General features: G+C 65.5%; 19 protein-coding genes. 6 read left to right on the forward strand and 13 right to left on the reverse strand.

The genetic code is table 11. The features are described 5' to 3' along the window. Positions 1 to 2: 2 nt before the first annotated feature. The 6 genes from ABIB90_RS24945 to ygfZ form a co-directional block, all read right to left on the reverse strand. Entirely contained in the window at positions 3 to 2717 is a 2715-nt protein-coding gene (locus ABIB90_RS24945) for a DUF2339 domain-containing protein (protein WP_354162034.1), read from the reverse strand. 49 nt (positions 2718 to 2766) lie between these two features. Beyond that, positions 2767 to 3735 carry an NUDIX hydrolase gene (locus tag ABIB90_RS24950; protein WP_007594925.1) on the reverse strand — a complete coding sequence of 323 codons (969 nt, stop codon included), beginning with the start codon at positions 3733 to 3735 and terminating at the stop codon, positions 2767 to 2769. Between the two features lie 220 nt (positions 3736 to 3955). After that, positions 3956 to 4462: a tyrosine phosphatase family protein gene (locus ABIB90_RS24955; protein ID WP_007594910.1), complete on the reverse strand. Its 507-nt coding sequence runs from the start codon at positions 4460 to 4462 to the stop codon at positions 3956 to 3958. Between the two features lie 144 nt (positions 4463 to 4606). Beyond that, a complete protein-coding gene (locus ABIB90_RS24960) occupies positions 4607 to 5221 on the reverse strand; it encodes a YfbR-like 5'-deoxynucleotidase (RefSeq protein ID WP_007594908.1) in 615 nt (204 codons plus the stop codon). Then, positions 5218 to 5844, reverse strand: a complete 627-nt coding sequence (locus ABIB90_RS24965) for a DNA-3-methyladenine glycosylase I (protein WP_007594906.1) — start codon at positions 5842 to 5844, stop codon at positions 5218 to 5220. The genes ABIB90_RS24960 and ABIB90_RS24965 overlap by 4 nt, the downstream gene beginning before the upstream one ends. After that, complete coding sequence (ygfZ, locus tag ABIB90_RS24970; protein WP_354162029.1) at positions 5841 to 6722, reverse strand: CAF17-like 4Fe-4S cluster assembly/insertion protein YgfZ; 882 nt, start codon at positions 6720 to 6722, stop codon at positions 5841 to 5843. Before ygfZ ends, ABIB90_RS24965 begins: the two co-directional genes overlap by 4 nt. A gap of 101 nt (positions 6723 to 6823) precedes the next feature. On the opposite strand from ygfZ, the gene ABIB90_RS24975 reads away from it, so the two are divergent. From ABIB90_RS24975 to ABIB90_RS24995, 5 genes are all read left to right on the forward strand, one after another. Then, positions 6824 to 8158, forward strand: a complete 1335-nt coding sequence (locus ABIB90_RS24975) for a dihydroorotase (RefSeq protein WP_219678670.1) — start codon at positions 6824 to 6826, stop codon at positions 8156 to 8158. A 168-nt stretch (positions 8159 to 8326) separates the two neighbouring features. Next, positions 8327 to 9196, forward strand: a complete 870-nt coding sequence (locus ABIB90_RS24980; RefSeq protein WP_219678668.1) for a sulfurtransferase — start codon at positions 8327 to 8329, stop codon at positions 9194 to 9196. A 105-nt stretch (positions 9197 to 9301) separates the two neighbouring features. Beyond that, positions 9302 to 10006: an RNA polymerase sigma factor gene (locus tag ABIB90_RS24985; protein WP_354162024.1), complete on the forward strand. Its 705-nt coding sequence runs from the start codon at positions 9302 to 9304 to the stop codon at positions 10004 to 10006. Positions 10007 to 10096: 90 nt separating this feature from the next. After that, entirely contained in the window at positions 10097 to 10630 is a 534-nt protein-coding gene (locus ABIB90_RS24990) for a DUF4142 domain-containing protein (RefSeq protein WP_354162021.1), read from the forward strand. A gap of 10 nt (positions 10631 to 10640) precedes the next feature. Continuing rightward, the gene (locus ABIB90_RS24995) at positions 10641 to 10958 is read left to right on the forward strand and encodes a cupredoxin domain-containing protein (protein WP_007594893.1); all 318 of its coding nucleotides are present in this window, start codon (positions 10641 to 10643) and stop codon (positions 10956 to 10958) included. 92 nt (positions 10959 to 11050) lie between these two features. Here ABIB90_RS24995 and ABIB90_RS25000 read toward each other — a convergent pair whose 3' ends face one another. From ABIB90_RS25000 to ABIB90_RS25015, 4 genes are all read right to left on the reverse strand, one after another. Beyond that, a complete protein-coding gene (locus ABIB90_RS25000; protein ID WP_007594892.1) occupies positions 11051 to 11317 on the reverse strand; it encodes a hypothetical protein in 267 nt (88 codons plus the stop codon). 286 nt (positions 11318 to 11603) lie between these two features. Continuing rightward, complete coding sequence (locus ABIB90_RS25005; protein WP_007594891.1) at positions 11604 to 11981, reverse strand: TIGR02301 family protein; 378 nt, start codon at positions 11979 to 11981, stop codon at positions 11604 to 11606. Positions 11982 to 12190: 209 nt separating this feature from the next. Further along, positions 12191 to 12625, reverse strand: coding sequence for an NUDIX hydrolase (locus ABIB90_RS25010; protein ID WP_354162017.1), 435 nt, complete (start codon positions 12623 to 12625; stop codon positions 12191 to 12193). An 18-nt stretch (positions 12626 to 12643) separates the two neighbouring features. Further along, on the reverse strand, positions 12644 to 13144 hold the full coding sequence (locus ABIB90_RS25015; protein ID WP_219678657.1) for a hypothetical protein: 501 nt from the start codon (positions 13142 to 13144) through the stop codon (positions 12644 to 12646). Positions 13145 to 13207: 63 nt separating this feature from the next. Between ABIB90_RS25015 and ABIB90_RS25020 the strand changes: the two genes are divergently transcribed. Next, the gene (locus tag ABIB90_RS25020; protein WP_219678655.1) at positions 13208 to 13972 is read left to right on the forward strand and encodes an SOS response-associated peptidase; all 765 of its coding nucleotides are present in this window, start codon (positions 13208 to 13210) and stop codon (positions 13970 to 13972) included. Between the two features lie 125 nt (positions 13973 to 14097). Here the strand turns inward: ABIB90_RS25020 and ABIB90_RS25025 are convergent, their stop codons facing one another. The 3 genes from ABIB90_RS25025 to ABIB90_RS25035 all read right to left on the reverse strand — a co-directional run bounded on the left by ABIB90_RS25025 (position 14098) and on the right by ABIB90_RS25035 (position 17119). After that, entirely contained in the window at positions 14098 to 15291 is a 1194-nt protein-coding gene (locus ABIB90_RS25025) for a CaiB/BaiF CoA transferase family protein (protein ID WP_354162012.1), read from the reverse strand. A 35-nt stretch (positions 15292 to 15326) separates the two neighbouring features. Further along, the gene (locus tag ABIB90_RS25030; RefSeq protein ID WP_007594885.1) at positions 15327 to 16256 is read right to left on the reverse strand and encodes a hypothetical protein; all 930 of its coding nucleotides are present in this window, start codon (positions 16254 to 16256) and stop codon (positions 15327 to 15329) included. A 281-nt stretch (positions 16257 to 16537) separates the two neighbouring features. After that, entirely contained in the window at positions 16538 to 17119 is a 582-nt protein-coding gene (locus ABIB90_RS25035) for an NUDIX hydrolase (RefSeq protein WP_007594883.1), read from the reverse strand. Between the last annotated feature and the right edge of the window lie 4 nt (positions 17120 to 17123).

The following is a 17123-nucleotide window of genomic DNA, read 5'->3' on the forward strand; positions in this document are numbered from 1 at the left end:
CCTCAAATGCTCGTCTGCGGAGCCGGCGGCGGTGCGACCTGCCGCCGGAACAGGATACGCTGGTAGAGCCAGCCGATCGCGACCAGCACGATGCCGAGGCACATGAAGGACAGCGCGCGGTAGACGCCCGTCAGCGTCGACATGTCGATGACGAAGGCCTTCAGGATCGTCAACGCGATCACGACGGCCGACGCCAGCCGCGCCCGCTCCGAATTGACGAGAATGCCGACGCCGAGCAGCACCACGCCGAAGCCGAGCCAGCCGATCGAATAGGTATATTGCTCGGCGCCCGTCGTCTCCCCGGAGGAGAGGATCGGGCCGTGATAGAAGCGGCGGATCTCCAGCGTGACATAGGTCAGCGCGAACAGCAGCGCGCCGCCCGCAATCGTGTTGGCGTAGGCCTTGCCGCGTTCGCCGGCCACGGCATATGACAGCAGCAGCATCAGCACCGCCGGCAGCGCGTAGCCGAGCAGCAGCAGGTTGAACACGGTCCCGCCGACATCGGTGCGCCACAGCAGCGGGTTCTCCAGGATCAAGAGGCCGAACACGCCGACGAGCCCCGCGATTGCCGTGAGCACGACCGCGCCGACATTGTGCACGATGCTGCGGCTGCGCTGCCGCAGACGCTCCAGCCCGATCGCCATGGCGAGCGCGACACAGGCCTGCAGCGCGCATTCGAGCAGCGACGGTGCCGACGTCACGTCGCCGCCGGTCGCAAAGTGCCGGATCTCCATGAAGGCGAGCAGTGCGGTGAACAGGATCGCGGCGCTCTCGATCATGCGCAACGGGGCGTCGTCGCCGCGGCGGCGCAGGAACAGGCTCGCCGCCCAGAACGATGCCGCCGGCACGCCGTAGCCCCACAACAGCCAGTTGAAGATCGGCGTGGTTCCGACGGCGTCGCCGACGATGCGTGGATCATAGCCGATCCGAGCGGTGACCAGGCCTGCGAAGATCGCGGCCAGCCAGCGCAGGAACGGGATCGGCCGCTGCATCGAGATCCAGGCGGTGCCGAGCGACATCAGCGCGAGTGCGATCGTGAGCCAGCCCTTCTCCAATGCAAATGTCAGCGCCAGCGCCAGCGCACCGAGCGTGCCGGTCGCGAACAAGGCCGTGGAGATCATGGCGCCCGGCCGGGTCTCGCGGCGCGCAAGCGCTTCGGTGGCAGCGCCGAAGGCGGCGGCGAGCAGTACCGCGAGGATGGCGAACGGGATCGAGCGGTCGAGATGCGCGATGCGTGCGTAGAGCGCGACCAGGATCGCGATCGGCGTCGCGACACCCGCGACCGACCACACCACCGGAATGATCGCCGAGTTCGAACGGCCCTGCGCGAGGAAGCCCGCGATGCCGAAGCCGGCGGCGAAGATCGCTGCCATCACCAGATGTAGCGTCACCGCGCTGTCGATCGCCGTCGGCGCGATGCCGGCGATGGGGCCGCCCGGCAGCACCAGCATGTCGGGATTGGCGCGCACCGCCCATTCGGCGAACACGATGAAGACGGTCGCGGCGGCCGCGCCGAGCGCGCCGGTGGCCGCCGGCGCGCGCCAGGCGACAAGCAGCGTCGCGCCGACGAGCAGCGTGAAGGCGATCAGCGCCAGGTCCGCATGCGCGCTCGACAGCACGATCAGCATCGCGCCGAACAGATAGGCACCGAGCGAGCCCGACGAGACCGGCTCGATCTCACCGTCCTCGATCGTCGGGCCGAACATGAAGCCGCAGACGACGAGAAGAGCGGCAAGAACGAAGCCTGCGATCACATGCAAAGCGTGCGGCGCGACCTGCAAGTCGCTGGTATCGAGCCCCGGAAAGATCCAGAGCACGGCGAAGGCGATCGTGGTGACCGCAAGCCAGCGCCACAACCGGATACGGGCGAGGCCGAAGCTCGCGGCGGTGACGATGGCGAGATAGATGTAGAGTGCCCAATAGTTCGGCTTGTCGCTCGAGACGAGGATCGGCGTCACGAACGCGCCGACTACGCCGAGGCCCGCGAGCGCGGGCCCGTGCAAGAGCGCTGCAGCCAGCGTGCCGAGCGCGACGAGGCCGAGCAGCACGAAGGCGGTCGCGGGGACGAGGAATCCATAGAGCGCGTAAGCCGCGTAGATGGTCGCAAATGCCACCGCCGTGCCGGCCGCGGTGAGGATCGCGGGAATGTTGGCGATCGGCAGCGCGGCGATGTTGGAGATGCTCTCCTTGCGGCGTGACCATTCGCCGGCGCCAAGCAGCGCCAGCGCGAACACGCCGCCAAGGAACACGCGCACACCGGGGCCGACGAGGCCGGCCTCGATCGAATAGCGCACCATGAAGAAGCCGCCGAGCGCGAGCGCAAGGCCGCCGATCCACACCACCCAGCGCGTGCCGAGCCGTTCCTCGAAGCCGGGCGCGGGCGCGGGTGCGGGCCGCGGCGGCGGCGCGTCGGCCTCGGTGCTCGCTTCGAGCGGAGGCGGTGAAACATCCTCCGTGACGGGCGGGGGCGGCGCCTCGGCTCCCGGTTCGGCTTGGGGCACAAGCGGCGGCGGCGCTGCAGAAGTCGTCGCGGACGCTTCAGCCCACACATCTGCCGGGATCCGCGGCGGCTGCACGGGCCGTTGCGCGTGGAACGTCGCTTCGAGCGAGCTCAGCCGTCGTCGCAGCTCAGCCGCCTGGCTGGAGGCCTTGATCGCGATGATGAAAGCGATGACCGCAATGATCAGCGCGAAGACGTCGAACGGGCCGTCAGACATAAAGCCTCCAGGCAATCGGCGGGCAGGGGCCGATCACGCATTTCTCGGGTTAGCGCCGGGAGCGTACGCGCAAGCCCGGCGCGGGCCGCTCCTGGAGCACGTCGCGACGGAAGCGGTAGAGCGCCGCCGGACGTCCGCCCGTCTGTGTCGACATCACCCCGGTCGGTTCGACCAGGGCTTCCATTTCGACCAGGCGGCGGAAATTTTGTTTGTGCAGGTGTCGGCCGGAGATCGCCTCCACCGTATACTGCAATTCGGTGAGTGTGAACTCGGCGGGCAAAAGTTCAAAGACCACAGGACGATACTTCAGTTTTGCACGCAGTCGCGCGATCGCTGTCGCAAGAATCCGGCGGTGGTCGAAGCGCATGGATGTGCCGAGCGCGGGCAGTGCCTTGCGCGCTAATGCCGCAGGGCGACCGTCGCGCCGTGCTTCCTCGACCAGCCCGGCCTCGTACAGGAGCTCGTAGCGGTCGAGCACGCGCTCCTCGTCCCAGGACGCGCCGTCGAGACCGAAATAGAACCGCACGCGATCCTTGCGCGGCAGTGCGCGCGTCGTCTCCGGCGTCTCCTCTTCGGCCCACTCGGTCAATGCCGGGATGATGTCGTCCGCGATGATCGCGGGCGGCCCCTCGCGCCAGTCCTCCCACGGCAGGAAGCGATACCACGGCGCGAAGCTCGCACTCGTGGCTGCGAGTTCGCCGCCGATGGCGCGCGTCAGTGCGAGATAGCCGATCGACACCATGTGCGCGCCGATGTCGCCGGCTTCGGCATGCCGGCCGCGATCGCCGAACGTGTAGAGCTGTTCGACATAGCCGAGCCGCAGGCCCGTCTGTTCCTCGACCCAGGCCCGCAGGCCGATCTCGAAAGTGCGATGGCTCGGCGCATCGAACGGGCCGAACGGCAGGCCGGCCAGGCCATCACTGTCGCGCGCGGTGAGGATCAGCGGTTCATGATTCTCGATCGCGACGATCGCGGCAGTCAGGCCGATCTCGATCGGCGTCAGCAGCTTTTCGCTCATGCGACGGCGATCGCGTGAGTGATGAGATAGGTATGCCAATTGTTTGAGCCGGTCTCGCCGCGGGCTCGCTGTAACCTCTCCCGCTTGCGGGAGAGGTCGGCGCGCAGCGCCGGGTGAGGGCTTTCTCCTCTAGGGGACTGTCCCGATGCGGAGATACCCTCTCCCCACCCCTCTCCCGCAAGCGGGAGAGGGAGCGCACCTGTGCTGTGGTGCGCAACGATCATTCGAGCTCGATCACAAAGGGGCGGCCCTCGACCATCATCGCGCCCGGTCCCATCTCGTCGAGTGCGCGCAGCATGCGGCCGTTGCGTCCCAGCGCACGGTCGGCAAGGCTGACGATGCGGCGGTTCGGCGAGGCGATCGGGGAAGCCGCTCTAATCTTCTTTGCGATCTCGGTCTCGTCGCGATCCGGATTGAGTGCGCACACGGCGGCGAAGGCGCTCGCGGTGGAGCGGCTGATGCCGGCATAGCAATGCACCACCAGCGGCGCGTCGCGGTCCCAGCTGCGCACGAAGTTCAGCACCTGCTCGATATGCGTTTCCGATGGCGCGACGAAGCCGTCCATCTCCTCGGTGATGTCGTCCATCGATACCTTGAGATGGTTGGCCGGCAGCACCGACACCGGCCGCGCCACCTGCTCGACATTGGCCATCACGGTCAGCACGTGGCTGGCCTTGGTGAGGCGGACGGTTTCGGGAAGGGCGGCGAGGGAACAGACGTGGATCATGGCGGACCTTTTTGGCGGCGAGTATAGCGAGCGCCCGTAGGGTGGGCAAAGGCGCATCGCGCCGTGCCCACCATTTCGCAACTGCGCATCTCCACCAGTTTGGTGGGCACGCTTCGCTTTGCCCACCCTACAAAGGGATAGGGTTCACGCAAACACTGCGCCAAACCGCTCCAGAAACTGCTTCTCGGCCCGGGCAGCCGTCCAGGGGGTGAGATAGTCGCGCCGGACGCTGTCGGGCAGGCCCGGATCGCGGCCGAACAGGCGCCTGGACTCGCTTTCGCTGAAGCCGGCGAGCGTCGTCGCCTCCAGATAGGCCGCGCCGCGATCGGCGGCCTTGATCGCCAACGTGATCTCCTCCGGCAGCACCGGCGGCAGGCCAAAGCGGATGTGGATGGCGCCGAGTAGGCGTTTTTCGACTGCCTTGTAATGACCGTCGAGCACGGCCTTGAACGGCGATATCATATCGCCGATCACGTATTCGGGCGCATCGTGCAGCAGCGCGGCAAGCCGCACGCGCAGATCCACGCGCGGGTTCTCGTGCCGAATCACGGTTTCGACCAGCAGCGTATGCTGCGCGACCGAGAAGATGTGTGCGCCGATGGTCTGGCCGTTCCAGCGGGCGACACGCGCCAGCCCATGCGCGACGTCGGCGATCTCGATATCGAGCGGGGAGGGATCGAGCAAATCGAGCCGCCGGCCCGACAGCATGCGCTGCCAGGCACGAGACGCCACATCGGGTGACGACTTCCTGGCCGTCATTTGGACTTGAGGCGCGGCTTGCGCTGCGTCTTGCCGCAGCTCGCGTGACAATGGCAGTCGACGAGATGATCGTTGACCATGCCGGTCGCCTCCATGAAGGCATAGACGATGGTCGGGCCGACGAATTTGAAGCCGCGCGAGGACAGCTCCTTGGAGATTTGCGTGGAGAGCGGCGTCGAGGCCGGTACGCTCGCGGTGGTCTTGAAATGATTGACCTTGGGCCTTCCGTCCATGAAGTCCCACAGGAATTTCGAGAAGCCGGGGCCCTTCTCCATGATGTCGAGATAGGATTTCGCGCTTGATATCGTGCCGTCGATCTTGGCCTTGTTACGCACGATGCCGGCATCGTTCATCAGCGCGTGAACTTTCTTCTCGTTGTAGCGTGCGATCTTTTCCGGCTGGAAATCGTCGAAGGCTTTGCGGAAATTGTCGCGCTTGCGCAGGATCGTGATCCAGGACAGGCCGGCCTGGAAACCGTCGAGGATCAGCTTCTCATAGAGCGCGCGGTCGTCATATTCCGGCACGCCCCATTCGGTGTCGTGATAGGCGACGTAGAGCGGATCCTCGCCGGGCCAGGGGCAACGCGTCTTTCCGTCGGGATGCAAGCGTGGAGCACGGCTCATGCGATGGGTTGCTTCGTCGGAATGCGGACGATTTCAGGTTCCGCTAGCCTCACAGCGAGGCCACCGGCAGTCAGCGCCTGTCCTGCGTCGAGCGCATCGGCGACGCGGTCGATGCGCACCAGCGCGATACCCTTGCCCTGCGCCGACGAGCCCATCGTGCCGACCGGCTTGTCGCCGGCGAGAATGCTGACGCCGGGCTCAGGCGAGGAGTCCTCGAGCAGTACCTTGACGCTGCGGGTGCGGGCGGTGCCGCGATGCTGCATGCGCGAGACGACCTCCTGGCCGACATAGCAGCCCTTGTCGAAATCGACGCCGGAAAGGCGGTCCATGTTGGTCTCGTGCGGGAACGCATCGCTGTACGTGAAATCGAGCCCGCCGCGCGGCACGCCGAGCGCGATGCGGTGGGTCTCGTATGCGGCGGCGTCGACGAGCTCGGCGCCGATCAGATCGGACAGCTTCTGTTTGAGATCTTCGGGGATCAGGATGCGGGTGCCGAGGTCTTCATTGCGCGGATCGGCGAAGGCGAGGTCGGGCTGGGCCGCGGGCTTGCCGTCCCAGGCCGCGAGCACGCCGAGATCGTCGGACAGGTTTTCCACAGTGACCTTGGCGCGCAGCTTGTAGAATTTCAGCTTGGTGGCGAGGCCATCGGCAAGCGGCTTCGGGCAATCGATCAGGAACCCGCCGCCATGGCCGGCAGGCGCCTCCGTGATCAGGAAATCCACGATGATCTTGCCCTGCGGCGTCAGCAGCGCGCCGAATCGGCCGAGGCCCGGCTTCAGCTTGTCGGCATCGGTCGTGACGAGGCCATTGAGGAAGTTGCGCGCATCCTCGCCCGCGACCTTGATCACGCCCCGGTCCGGAAGAAACGCTGATTTCATACGAAAATCTCTTGCGACATGTTGCTCCGGAACGTAAGCCCGCAAGGCAAAAACGACAAGACCTCAAGCCCTGCGCTTGGGGACGAGAGAGGCCTTCAGCCATGACCCAGCGTTTCGACGTGATCCTCAAGGGCGGCACTGTCGTCAACCAGGACGGCGAGGGAGCCCGCGATATCGGCGTCGTCAACGGCCGCATTGCCGAGATCGGCACCCTGTCGCAGGCTTCCGCCGCGGAGGTGATCGACTGCAAGGGCCTGCACATCCTGCCCGGCGTGATGGACACGCAGGTGCATTTCCGCGAGCCCGGGCTGGAGCAGAAGGAAGACCTCGAGACCGGCTCGCGCAGCGCCGTGATGGGCGGCGTCACCGCCGTGTTCGAGATGCCGAACACCGCGCCATTGACCGTGACGGAGGCCACCTTCACCGACAAGGTGAAGCGCGCTCATCACCGCATGCATTGCGACTTCGCCTTCTTCATCGGCGGTACCCGCGAGAACGTGCAGGATCTGCCGGTGCTGGAGCGTGCGCCGGGTTGCGCAGGCGTCAAGGTGTTCATCGGCTCCTCGACCGGCGCGCTCTTGGTGGAAGACGACGAAAGCCTGCGCCGCATCTTCCAGGTGATCCGCCGCCGCGCGGCGTTCCACGCCGAGGACGAGTACCGCCTCAACGACCGCAAATCGCTGCGTATCGAGGGCGACACGCGCTCGCACCCGGTGTGGCGCGACGAGACCGCGGCGCTGATGGCGACGCAGCGCCTGGTGAAGCTCGCGCACGAGACGGGCAAGCGCATCCACGTGCTGCATATCTCGACCAAGGAAGAGATCGAATTTTTGCGCGACCACAAGGACGTCGCCTCCTGCGAGGCGACGCCGCATCATCTCACGCTGGTGGCGCCCGAATGCTACGAGCGGCTCGGCACGCTGGCGCAGATGAATCCGCCGGTGCGCGGCGCCGATCATCGCGCCGGGATCTGGCGCGGCATCGAGCAGGGCATCATCGACGTGCTCGGCTCCGATCATGCCCCGCATACGCTCGAAGAGAAGCAGAAGATCTATCCGGCCTCGCCCTCCGGCATGACCGGCGTGCAGACGCTGGTGCCGCTCATGCTCGATCACGTCAATGCGGGTCGGTTGTCGCTGGCGCGTTTCGTCGATCTCACCAGCGCCGGCCCCGCGCGCCTCTACAATATGGCCTGCAAGGGCCGCATCGCCGCCGGCTACGACGCCGACTTCACCGTCGTCGATCTCAAGCGCAGCGAGACCATCACCAACAAATGGGTGGCCTCCAAGGCCGGCTGGACCCCCTATGACGGGTTGCGCGTCACCGGCTGGCCCGTCGGCACCTTCATCCGCGGCCGCCGCGTGATGTGGCAGGGCGAGCTCGTGACGGCCTCGCAAGGTGAGCCGGTGCGGTTTCTGGAGACGTTGAAACAGTAGGGAGCGGCACAAGCGTTCCGCACTCCCGGCGTCGTCCTGGCGAAAGCCAGGACCCATTACCCCGACTGCATCTTGTGCGAAGACTGGTGGCCAACACTTGCGCGCCACAACTTGATCCTGTGGTAATGGGTCCTGGCTTTCGCCAGGACGACGCCGAGGGAGGAATGAATGTCCCAACCGACACCCCTCATCACCACCGAGCAACTCGCCGCCATACTCGGCGATCCCAATCTCCGCCTCTACGACTGCACGACCTACAACGAGCCGGTGCCGCCGGGCAGCGACGTGCCCTATCGCGCCGTGCCCGGCGACAAGACGTTCGAGGCCGGCCACATTCCAGGCGCCGATTTTCTCGACCTGCAAGGCGAGTTCTCCGACGCCTCTGCGCAGCAATTCTTCATGATGCCTGACGTGGCCCAGCTGGAGACCGCCTTCGGCCGCCACGGCCTCGATGCGTCCAAGTCCGTCGTGCTCTACAGCATCGGCACCATGATGTGGTCGACGCGGTTCTGGTGGATGCTGCGCTCGCTCGGCGTTGACGCGCGGGTGCTCGACGGTGGCCTCGACAAATGGAAGGAAGAGGGGCGGCCGGTCGAGACAGGTGCGCCGAAGGGCTATCCGGCCACCACCTTTAAGGCCATACCGCGCGCAGGCTTCTTCGTCGATAAGAATGCAGTGAAGGCACGGCTCGGCGATCCCGCGACTGTTATCGTCAACGCGCTCGGTTCCCAGTTTCATCGCGGCCTCGAGCCGAGCCGCTATGGGCGGCCCGGCCGGGTTCCCGGCAGCGTCAACGTTCCCGCGGCGGTTCTCACCAATGCCGACAAGACGCTGACGACGCTCGCCGATGCCGAAGCCAAATTCGCCGCGGCAGGCGTCACCTGCGACAAGAATGTCATCCTATATTGCGGTGGCGGCATCTCGGCGACGATCGATCTGCTGCTGCTGACGCAGCTCGGTTATGACAAGCTGACGCTGTACGATGCTTCGATGGGGGAGTGGGCGAAGGATCCGGCGCTGCCGATCGAGACGGATTAGGACATTCCCTGGTCTCTCCCCCAGGGGAAGGACAGAAACTTGGGAACCTTTCCCTTGGGGCGGCATCCAATGTCCGGAACGAAGCCAAACGAGCAGGTGACCGCCATGCCACGGACCGCAGCCGGCCTGTCCGCCGGCGCTAAGACTTCAGAAACCCGGACATTGGAAGCCGAACTGGTCGAGCGGGCGCGGGGCCGTGACGAGGCCGCGTTACGCGAGATCATGCAGGCCAACAATCGCAGGCTCTATCGTCTGGCGCGCGGAATTCTGCGCAGCGACAGCGAAGCCGAGGATGTCGTTCAGGAAACCTATATCCGCGCCTTCACCCATCTCGACGGTTTTCGCGGCGAGTCCGGTCTGTCGACATGGCTGTCGCGCATCGCCATCAACGAGGCGCTTGGCCGGACGCGAGGCGCCAGGCCGCATGTCGAGCTGGGCTCGGTGCCCGAAGCGACGCTCGAGGCGCAGATCATCAAATTTCCCGCTTCTCCCGCAGGCGATCCGGAAAGGACCATGGCCCAACGTGAAATCCAGCGCGTCGTCGAGCGCGCCATCGATGAGTTGCCGGATGTCTTCCGCATGGTCTTCGTCGCACGCGTGATGGAAGGCATGAACATCGAGGAGACCGCCGAGCTGCTCGGCGTCAAGCCCGAGACCGTGAAGACGCGACTGCACCGTGCGCGCACCATGTTGCGCGAGAACGTCGAGAAGGAGATCGGTCCGGTGGTGATGGATGCGTTCCCGTTCGCCGGGTGGCGCTGCGAGCGGCTGACCGTGTCAGTGCTGAAGCGGCTCGGCATCGGCGGCTGAATTTTTCGGGAACGTTCGCGCGAAAATTCCATCCAACGCCTGTGAAGCAACGCGCCGGCAAAACATCCGGCACCACAGGAGTGTCAAACCATGTTCGTTCGTTGGACCACGGCGATCGCCGCTGCAATTTTGTTGTCGAGCCCCGCGCTGCTGCAAGGCGCCAGAGCAGCCGACAAGCTGACCAATCCGCAGATCGCCCATATCGCCTACACCGCGGGTGTGATCGACATCAACGCAGCCAAGCAGGCGCAGAAGAAAGCCAAGAACAAGGACGTGAAGGTGTTTGCCGACGACATGCTGCGCGACCACGAGGCCGTCAACAAGCAGGCGCTCGCGCTGGTCAAGAAGCTGAACGTCACGCCTGAAGACAACGACACCAGCAAGGCGCTGTCGAAGCAGGCGAGCGAGAAGCTCGCCGAATTGGACAAGCTGAGCGGTGCGGCCTTCGACAAGGCCTACGTCGCAAACGAGGTCGCCTACCACAAAACCGTCAATGGCGCGCTGGAAACCCAGCTCATTCCGTCCGCCAGCAATGCCGAACTGAAGAGCCTGCTGCAGACCGGCCTGAAAATTTTCCAGGGCCATCAGCAGCACGCCGAGCACATCGCGGCGGAGCTGAAATAGGGAGGCGATGATGCCGGGACGATTGTCTGCGATCGCGTCAGCGGTCCTGCTCGTGGCGTTGGCCGTCCCGGCGCACGCTGCGACCATAGAGATCACGATGGAGAATCTCGAAGTGTCGCCGAAAGACGCTTCGGCCAAGGTCGGCGACACCATTGAATGGATCAACAAGGACGTCTTCGCCCACACCGCGACGGCCAGGAACGGCGATTTCGACGTGAACTTGCCAGCGAAAAAATCGGGGACGTTGGTTCTGAAGAAGGCAGGCACGGTGGATTATTACTGCCGCTATCATCCCAACATGAAAGCGACGCTCAAGATCGAGCCGTAATGGGCTGGGGAGCGCATTCCCGACGGCAGCGGAAACTGGCCCGCCCGCGTGGCGGGGGCGTTTTCGGCAAGGCTTACTGCCTGAAGAAAGACTTACTGTCGGGAGATGTCGACCGAGAATTCGCCGTTGCGGATGCGGCCGGGAAAGCCTTCGACGAACTTCGCCACCGCGTCCTCGCCATAGGTGCCGACGAGCTCGGCAAGGGCCGCGAACAGGCTCGCCTGCGCCAGGCAGTCGCCGTCGACGCCGTCATGGCGCGCTTCGGCCCAGGCCTCGTTGAGATAGCTCAGTGCGGCCTGTTTCTGCTCGTGATCGGGCAGCGGCGCGCGTGCGGGGGCGTAGGACACTGGATGGCTCATGAAACTCGTCAGGGCTGGGGCGCAATCCACGGCGATGCGCTGTGCGAGAGGTGTAGCACGCGGGTTAACGCCCGCTAGGCCACTTCTTTAGGAACGGTTAACGGCTGTGTACAAAGTCGATGACAGGGTTCCCCGATGCCCAACCCTCATGGTGAGGAGCGTGCAAAGCACCCGTCTCGAACCATAGAGGCCCCGCTGCTGCAGCCGGGCCTTTCATCCTTCGAGACGCGCGTTCCGCGCTCCTCAGGATGAGGAATTTACAGGTCTGGATGTGATTGGCGGTAATTCAGTTCGCGTAACGCGCCGTGAGATCGCGCGAGATCTTCGCGCCTTCCTCGATGTAGCGGCGGATCGCTACCGTCGCGGCCGGCGTGCAGCTCCGGTAGGTCTGCTGAAAACCGTTATAGCCGCGGTTGAAGCCGGCGATCATGCGGGTGCGGCGTTCGCCCGCGGGGGTTTCGGCATCGATCAGCGCCTGCATCTCGCTGCGCCATTTGTTGCCCTCGTTGGACCCGCAGATGCCGCGCAGATAGTGCAGCCCGCCGAGGATCTCCGCCAGCCGCTGCAAATCGCCGTCAAACGGCGCTGCCCCGTCCTGAGCCCTCGTGGGCACCGAGGCGCAGGCGAGAATCAGGGCAAAAATGGCCAGAAATCGCATCGACATCGGCCGGGTGTATGCCTCCTCGGGGCGACAGACGCAAGGCGCCGGGCCGCGCGAGCGGTGCGCTCCCTCCCCCGCTTGCGGGGGAGGGTCGGGGAGAGGGTATCTCCGCAGGCGAGCACCCCCAAGAGGAAAAAGCCCTCACCCGCCGCGCTCTCGCGCGTCGACCTCTCCCGCAAGCGGGAGAGGTGCGGCGGAGTTCGCTGTGCTGCCTATGCCTCGATCAGGCGCGCGGCGGACTGGATGACCTCTTCCAGCCCGCCGGTCAGCTTGAGGTCGCCAAGGCTCGCCAGGGCCTGCGGGGCGATCCAGCGGAAGTCGTCGAGCTCGTCGTTGAGAACCGGCTCCCGGGCCACCCAGCGGGCGGCAAAGGACATGATCAGGTAGTGGCCGGCGCCGGCCGCGGCCGGCAGCACTTCGCGCCAGCCCGCGAGGCCAATGATGTCGATATCGAGCCCGGTCTCCTCGTCGATCTCGCGCGCCAGCGCCTGGTGCAGACATTCGCCGAACTCGACCCGGCCGCCGGGCAGCGAATAGAACCCCTTTGCCGGCGATCGCGCGCGACGGGTCAGAAGCACCTTGCCGTCACGAAAAATCGCGGCACTGACCGCGATCTGGGGACGGGTCGGCTGAACGATCGCAGCCATGACTTCACCTGCTCGAGCTCAGTTCGCCATGATATTGTCGACGTCGGCTTCAGCGCCGCCATTGATGATGCCGCCGCAGGCCGCGATCAGCGGCCTGACCCACTGGGCGGCCTGCTCGGCGAGGCGCACCCGGGTCGTGTCCTTCTCGACCTCGCGCATGGCCGAACCGACCGCCGACAGGATCGAGGTCATGGTGTCCGTGAGGTGGTCAAACTGGGCGCGCACGTTCGGATCAGCCTTCTCATAGGCCTCGATCGCCAGATCCCGGGCCTTGAAATTCGATGCGGTGAAATGCTCGGCATAGGACAGCGGCGACCAGGTCAGAAAATCTTCCGCGCATTCCGGCATGTCCGGCACCATTTCCAGCAGCATCACGGCTTCATTGAAATGGTTGAGATAGTCGGTGGCAAGCCCGGTCCGCGGGTTGATGTTGGCCACGCGCAGCCGCTCGGCCCAGGCCACGGCCTCGGGCGCCGTCTGTCCATGCATTCGCGCCGGCTGGGAGACCGTTGAGCTCATCTGCCGCAGTGTTAACGTTCGGGGTTAAAAGGACCTGAACGGACCCTATATAGGCCCTCAAGGATGTGTGGACGCTTCGTCATAACTTCGGCCCCCGCGGCTTTGCGGCAACTATTCGGCTACATTGAGCAGCCGAACTTCCCGCCCCGGTTCAACGTGGCCCCGACGCAACCGATTCCGGTCGTGCTGGCCGAGAACGGCGCGCGCCATTTTCGCCTGATGCGCTGGGGCCTGTTGCCGGGCTGGGTCAAGGATCCCCGCGGATTTACGCTCCTGATCAATGCCCGTTCCGAGACGGTGCTGGAGAAGCCCGCCTTCAAACGCGCGATCCGCCGGCGCCGCGGCCTGATTCCGGCCGACGGCTATTACGAATGGAAGGCGGAGGGTGGCCGCAAGCAGCCCTTCTTCATCCATCGCGTCGACGGCGCGCCGCTCGGCTTTGCCGCATTGTTCGAGACCTGGGTCGGGCCGAACGGCGAGGAGCTCGACACGGTCGCGATCGTCACGGCGGCGGCGGGCGAGGATCTCGCCACGCTGCATGACCGCGTGCCCGTCACCATCAGCCCGCGCGATTTCGAGCGCTGGCTCGACAGCCGCAGCGATGACGTCGATGCCGTGTTGCCGCTGATGACCGCGCCGCAAATCGGCGAATTCGCCTGGCATCCGGTCTCCACCCGCGTCAACCGCGTCGCCAATGACGACGACCAGTTGCTCCTTCCGATCAGCGCGGAGGAGATGGAGGCGGAGGTAGAGGCCGCGAAACCGAAGCGGACGGTGCGGAAGGCCGCGGTCGGCTCGGCGGATGACGGGCAGGGGTCGTTGTTCTGAACACTGGCGCCGTAGGGTGGGCAAAGCGAAGCGTGCCCACCATTGCGCACCGAAGAAGCGGATAGGTGGTGGGCACGGCGCGTTGCGCCTTTGCCCACCCTACGGCAGCGGAGTTTGCGGCAGCCCTACACAATGTCTTTCGCCCGTAGTCCCGCGATCTCCGCCGCGTCAAATCCCAGCTCGCCCAGCACCGCGTCCGTATCCGCACCGAGCTCCGGCGCCATGCGGTCGAGCCTGCCGCCGCCATGCGCGAGCTTGAAGCCGCTGCCGGCGAAGCGCAGGCGACCGTAGGGCGTATCGAGCTCCTGGATTGCGCCGCGCGCCTTGATCTGCGGATGGTCGATGACTTCCTCGACCTTCCAGATGCTGGCGCAGGGCGCGCCGGCATCCTCCAGGATTGTCTCCCATTCGCGCGCCGGCCTGGCCGCGAGCGCCGCTTCGATGATGGCACGTAGTGCCGGCTCGTTCTCGTTGCGCGCGAACCAGTCGGCGAAGCGCGGATCGGACAGCGTATCCTCGCGGCCGAGCGCAGACATCAGCGCGCGATATTGCTTCTCGTTGTTGACGGCGAGCAGGATGTGACCGTCGCCGCATCTAAACAAATTCGCAGTGGTCCTGCGGCTGACGGCCTGATTGCCCGACAGCTGCTGGCGATGGCCGGCGACCGACCAGTCCGCGATCTGTCCCGACAGGAACGCCATCGTCGCCTCCAGCATGGAGACGTCAATGAGTTGGCCCTTGCCGGTGCGATCGCGCTGGTACAGCGCGCTCGACACGCCAAAGGCAGCCGTGGCGCCCGACAGCACGTCGCACACCGCAAAGCCCGCACGAGTTGGCCCAGTCTCCGGATGACCCGTGATCGCCATGATGCCGGACAGCGCCTGCATCTTGCCGTCATAGCCGGGGCGCAGCCGATCCGGACCGGTCTGGCCGAAGCCTGACACCGCGCAGTAGATCAGTTTTGGATTGATTGCGGACAGCGCCTCATAGCCGATGCCGAGCTTGTCCATGACACCGGGGCGGAAATTCTCCATGACCACGTCGACCTGCGCGGCGAGCTTCTTCACGATCGCGATCGCATCGGGCTTTTGCAGATCGAGCGTCAGGCTGCGCTTGTTGCCGTTGATGGCCTGGAACGCCGGCGCCAGCCCGCGCTCGGCCCATTCGCGGCTGAGCGGCGTGCGGCGCATGTCCTCGCCCTCGCGCCGCTCGACCTTGATGACGTCGGCGCCCAGGAGCGCGAGCTGGTAGCTCGCATAGGGGCCTGCCAGCACTTGCGTGAAGTCCAGGATCTTCACGCCCTCGAACGGTCGCGTCACGTCGCTCTCCCTTTTGTTGTGGTTGTCGGAGGACGTCAGGCGGCGCGATTGCCGCGCGCGATCTCCTTCTGCTTGTCGAATTCGGCGCGGCGGCGCGCCAGCTCTTCGGCTGAGAGCTGCGCGACGTTGTTGTAGTCGAGCTTCCAGGAGGCGTCCTCGCTCCAGCGCAGCGGCGACTGCATGGTGGTCTGCGGGCCGCTCGCGGTCTCCAGCAGTTTCAGCGCCAGCTCGAGCGTCTGCGCCTGCGAGACGATGTCGTGCGGCTTGCCGGCGGAATTGCCGAGCGGGAAATCCGAGAACAGGAAACGCGGCACGGCGGCGTGCTCGATGATGTCCTTGGCGCAGCCCATGATCACGGTCGGAATGCCGTTGGCCTCGAGATGCCGCGCCACCAGCGCCGTGGTCTGATGGCAGACGGGACAGTTCGGAACCAGCACCGCGACATCGACCTTGTCGGCAAGGCAGCGCGCCAGAATTTCCGGCGCGTCGGTGTCGAGGGTGACGCGATGGCTGCGGTTGGTCGGCGCCCCGAAGAAGCGCGGGGCCACCTCGCCGATGCGCTCCGCAGCGCTCGCCTTCAAAAGCTGCGGCAGCGGAAACCAGGTGCCGTTGTCGGTGGCCGTGGTGTGCTTGCGGTCGTAGCCGATATGCGAGATGCGAAGGTCGTGCTGCTTCGCCGTGTCGCCGTCATAGACCTGGTAGAATTTCGCGCCGCCATTATACGCCGCGCCCGGGCCCTGGTCGCCCTTGGTGGGGTCGTACGGCGCGGCCGTCGTGATGATAGTGACGCGTGATTGCGACAGCGGCTTCTTCAGCGGCTGGAACGGCGCCTCGGTGTAATGGGCCCAGCGATACGCCGTGGTGTAGCCAATCGCGGCGTAATAGTCCCGCGTGCGCTGCATATAGGGGACGGGGGCGTCATAGTCGGGCGCAAAGCCAAATTCGTCGTCGCGCGAAGCGGACATGGGCGCGTCTCCTGGTTCTTGTTGGCGACAGACTAGAGATAGTCGGGGGAGAGCTCAACGGGGGGCAGTGCGATGCAGGTCAGAATTGCAGCGCTGATACAGCGAGTCCCGCTTTTTCCCCTCTCCCCTTGCGGGAGAGGGTGGCTCGCCGCGAAGCGGCGAGACGGGTGAGGGGTCTCCGTCCGCGTGCTCAACTGCATGAGATGCGCGCGCGGAGAGAAACCCCTCATCCGGCGCTTCGCGCCACCTTCTCCCGCAAGGGGAGAAGGAAGGAAGACAACCTACCGAAACACATGCAGCGCCACATGCTGCAGCAGCATGATCGCCTTGGCGTCGATGATGCGCCCGTCCGCGATCATCGCCAGCGCCTCGTCGATGCCAAGCTCCAGCACCTCGATGTCCTCGCCTTCGTGTTCAAGGCCGCCACCATCGCTGACCCGCATCTCCGGCTCGTACTCGGCGACAAAGAAATGCAGCTTCTCGGTGATGGCGCCGGGACTCATGAACGCTTCGAACACCTTGTGGACGTGGTGCAGGCGATAGCCGGTTTCTTCCTCCGCTTCGGCGCGGATGCGTACCTCGGGCGAGGCATCGTCCAGCACGCCGGCGGCGGCTTCGATCAGGAGATCGTCGTAACCGCGGATGAAGGCCGGCAGGCGGAATTGCTTCACCAGGATCACCGTACGGCGTGCCAGATTATACGGCAGCACGGCGGCGGCGTTGTCGCGCTCATAGGTCTCGCGGTGCTGGGTCTGCCATTCGCCATTGGCGCGCCGGTACTCGAACGTGGTGTTCTTCAGCGTGGTCCAGCCGTCCGAGAGCACGCGGACGTCCTTGATGCGGACGCGGTCGGAAATCGTCATGGCT

The sequence above is a fragment of the Bradyrhizobium sp. JR4.1 genome (genome assembly GCF_040548605.1).
In the GTDB taxonomy this organism is placed as follows: Bacteria; Pseudomonadota; Alphaproteobacteria; order Rhizobiales; family Xanthobacteraceae; genus Bradyrhizobium; species Bradyrhizobium canariense.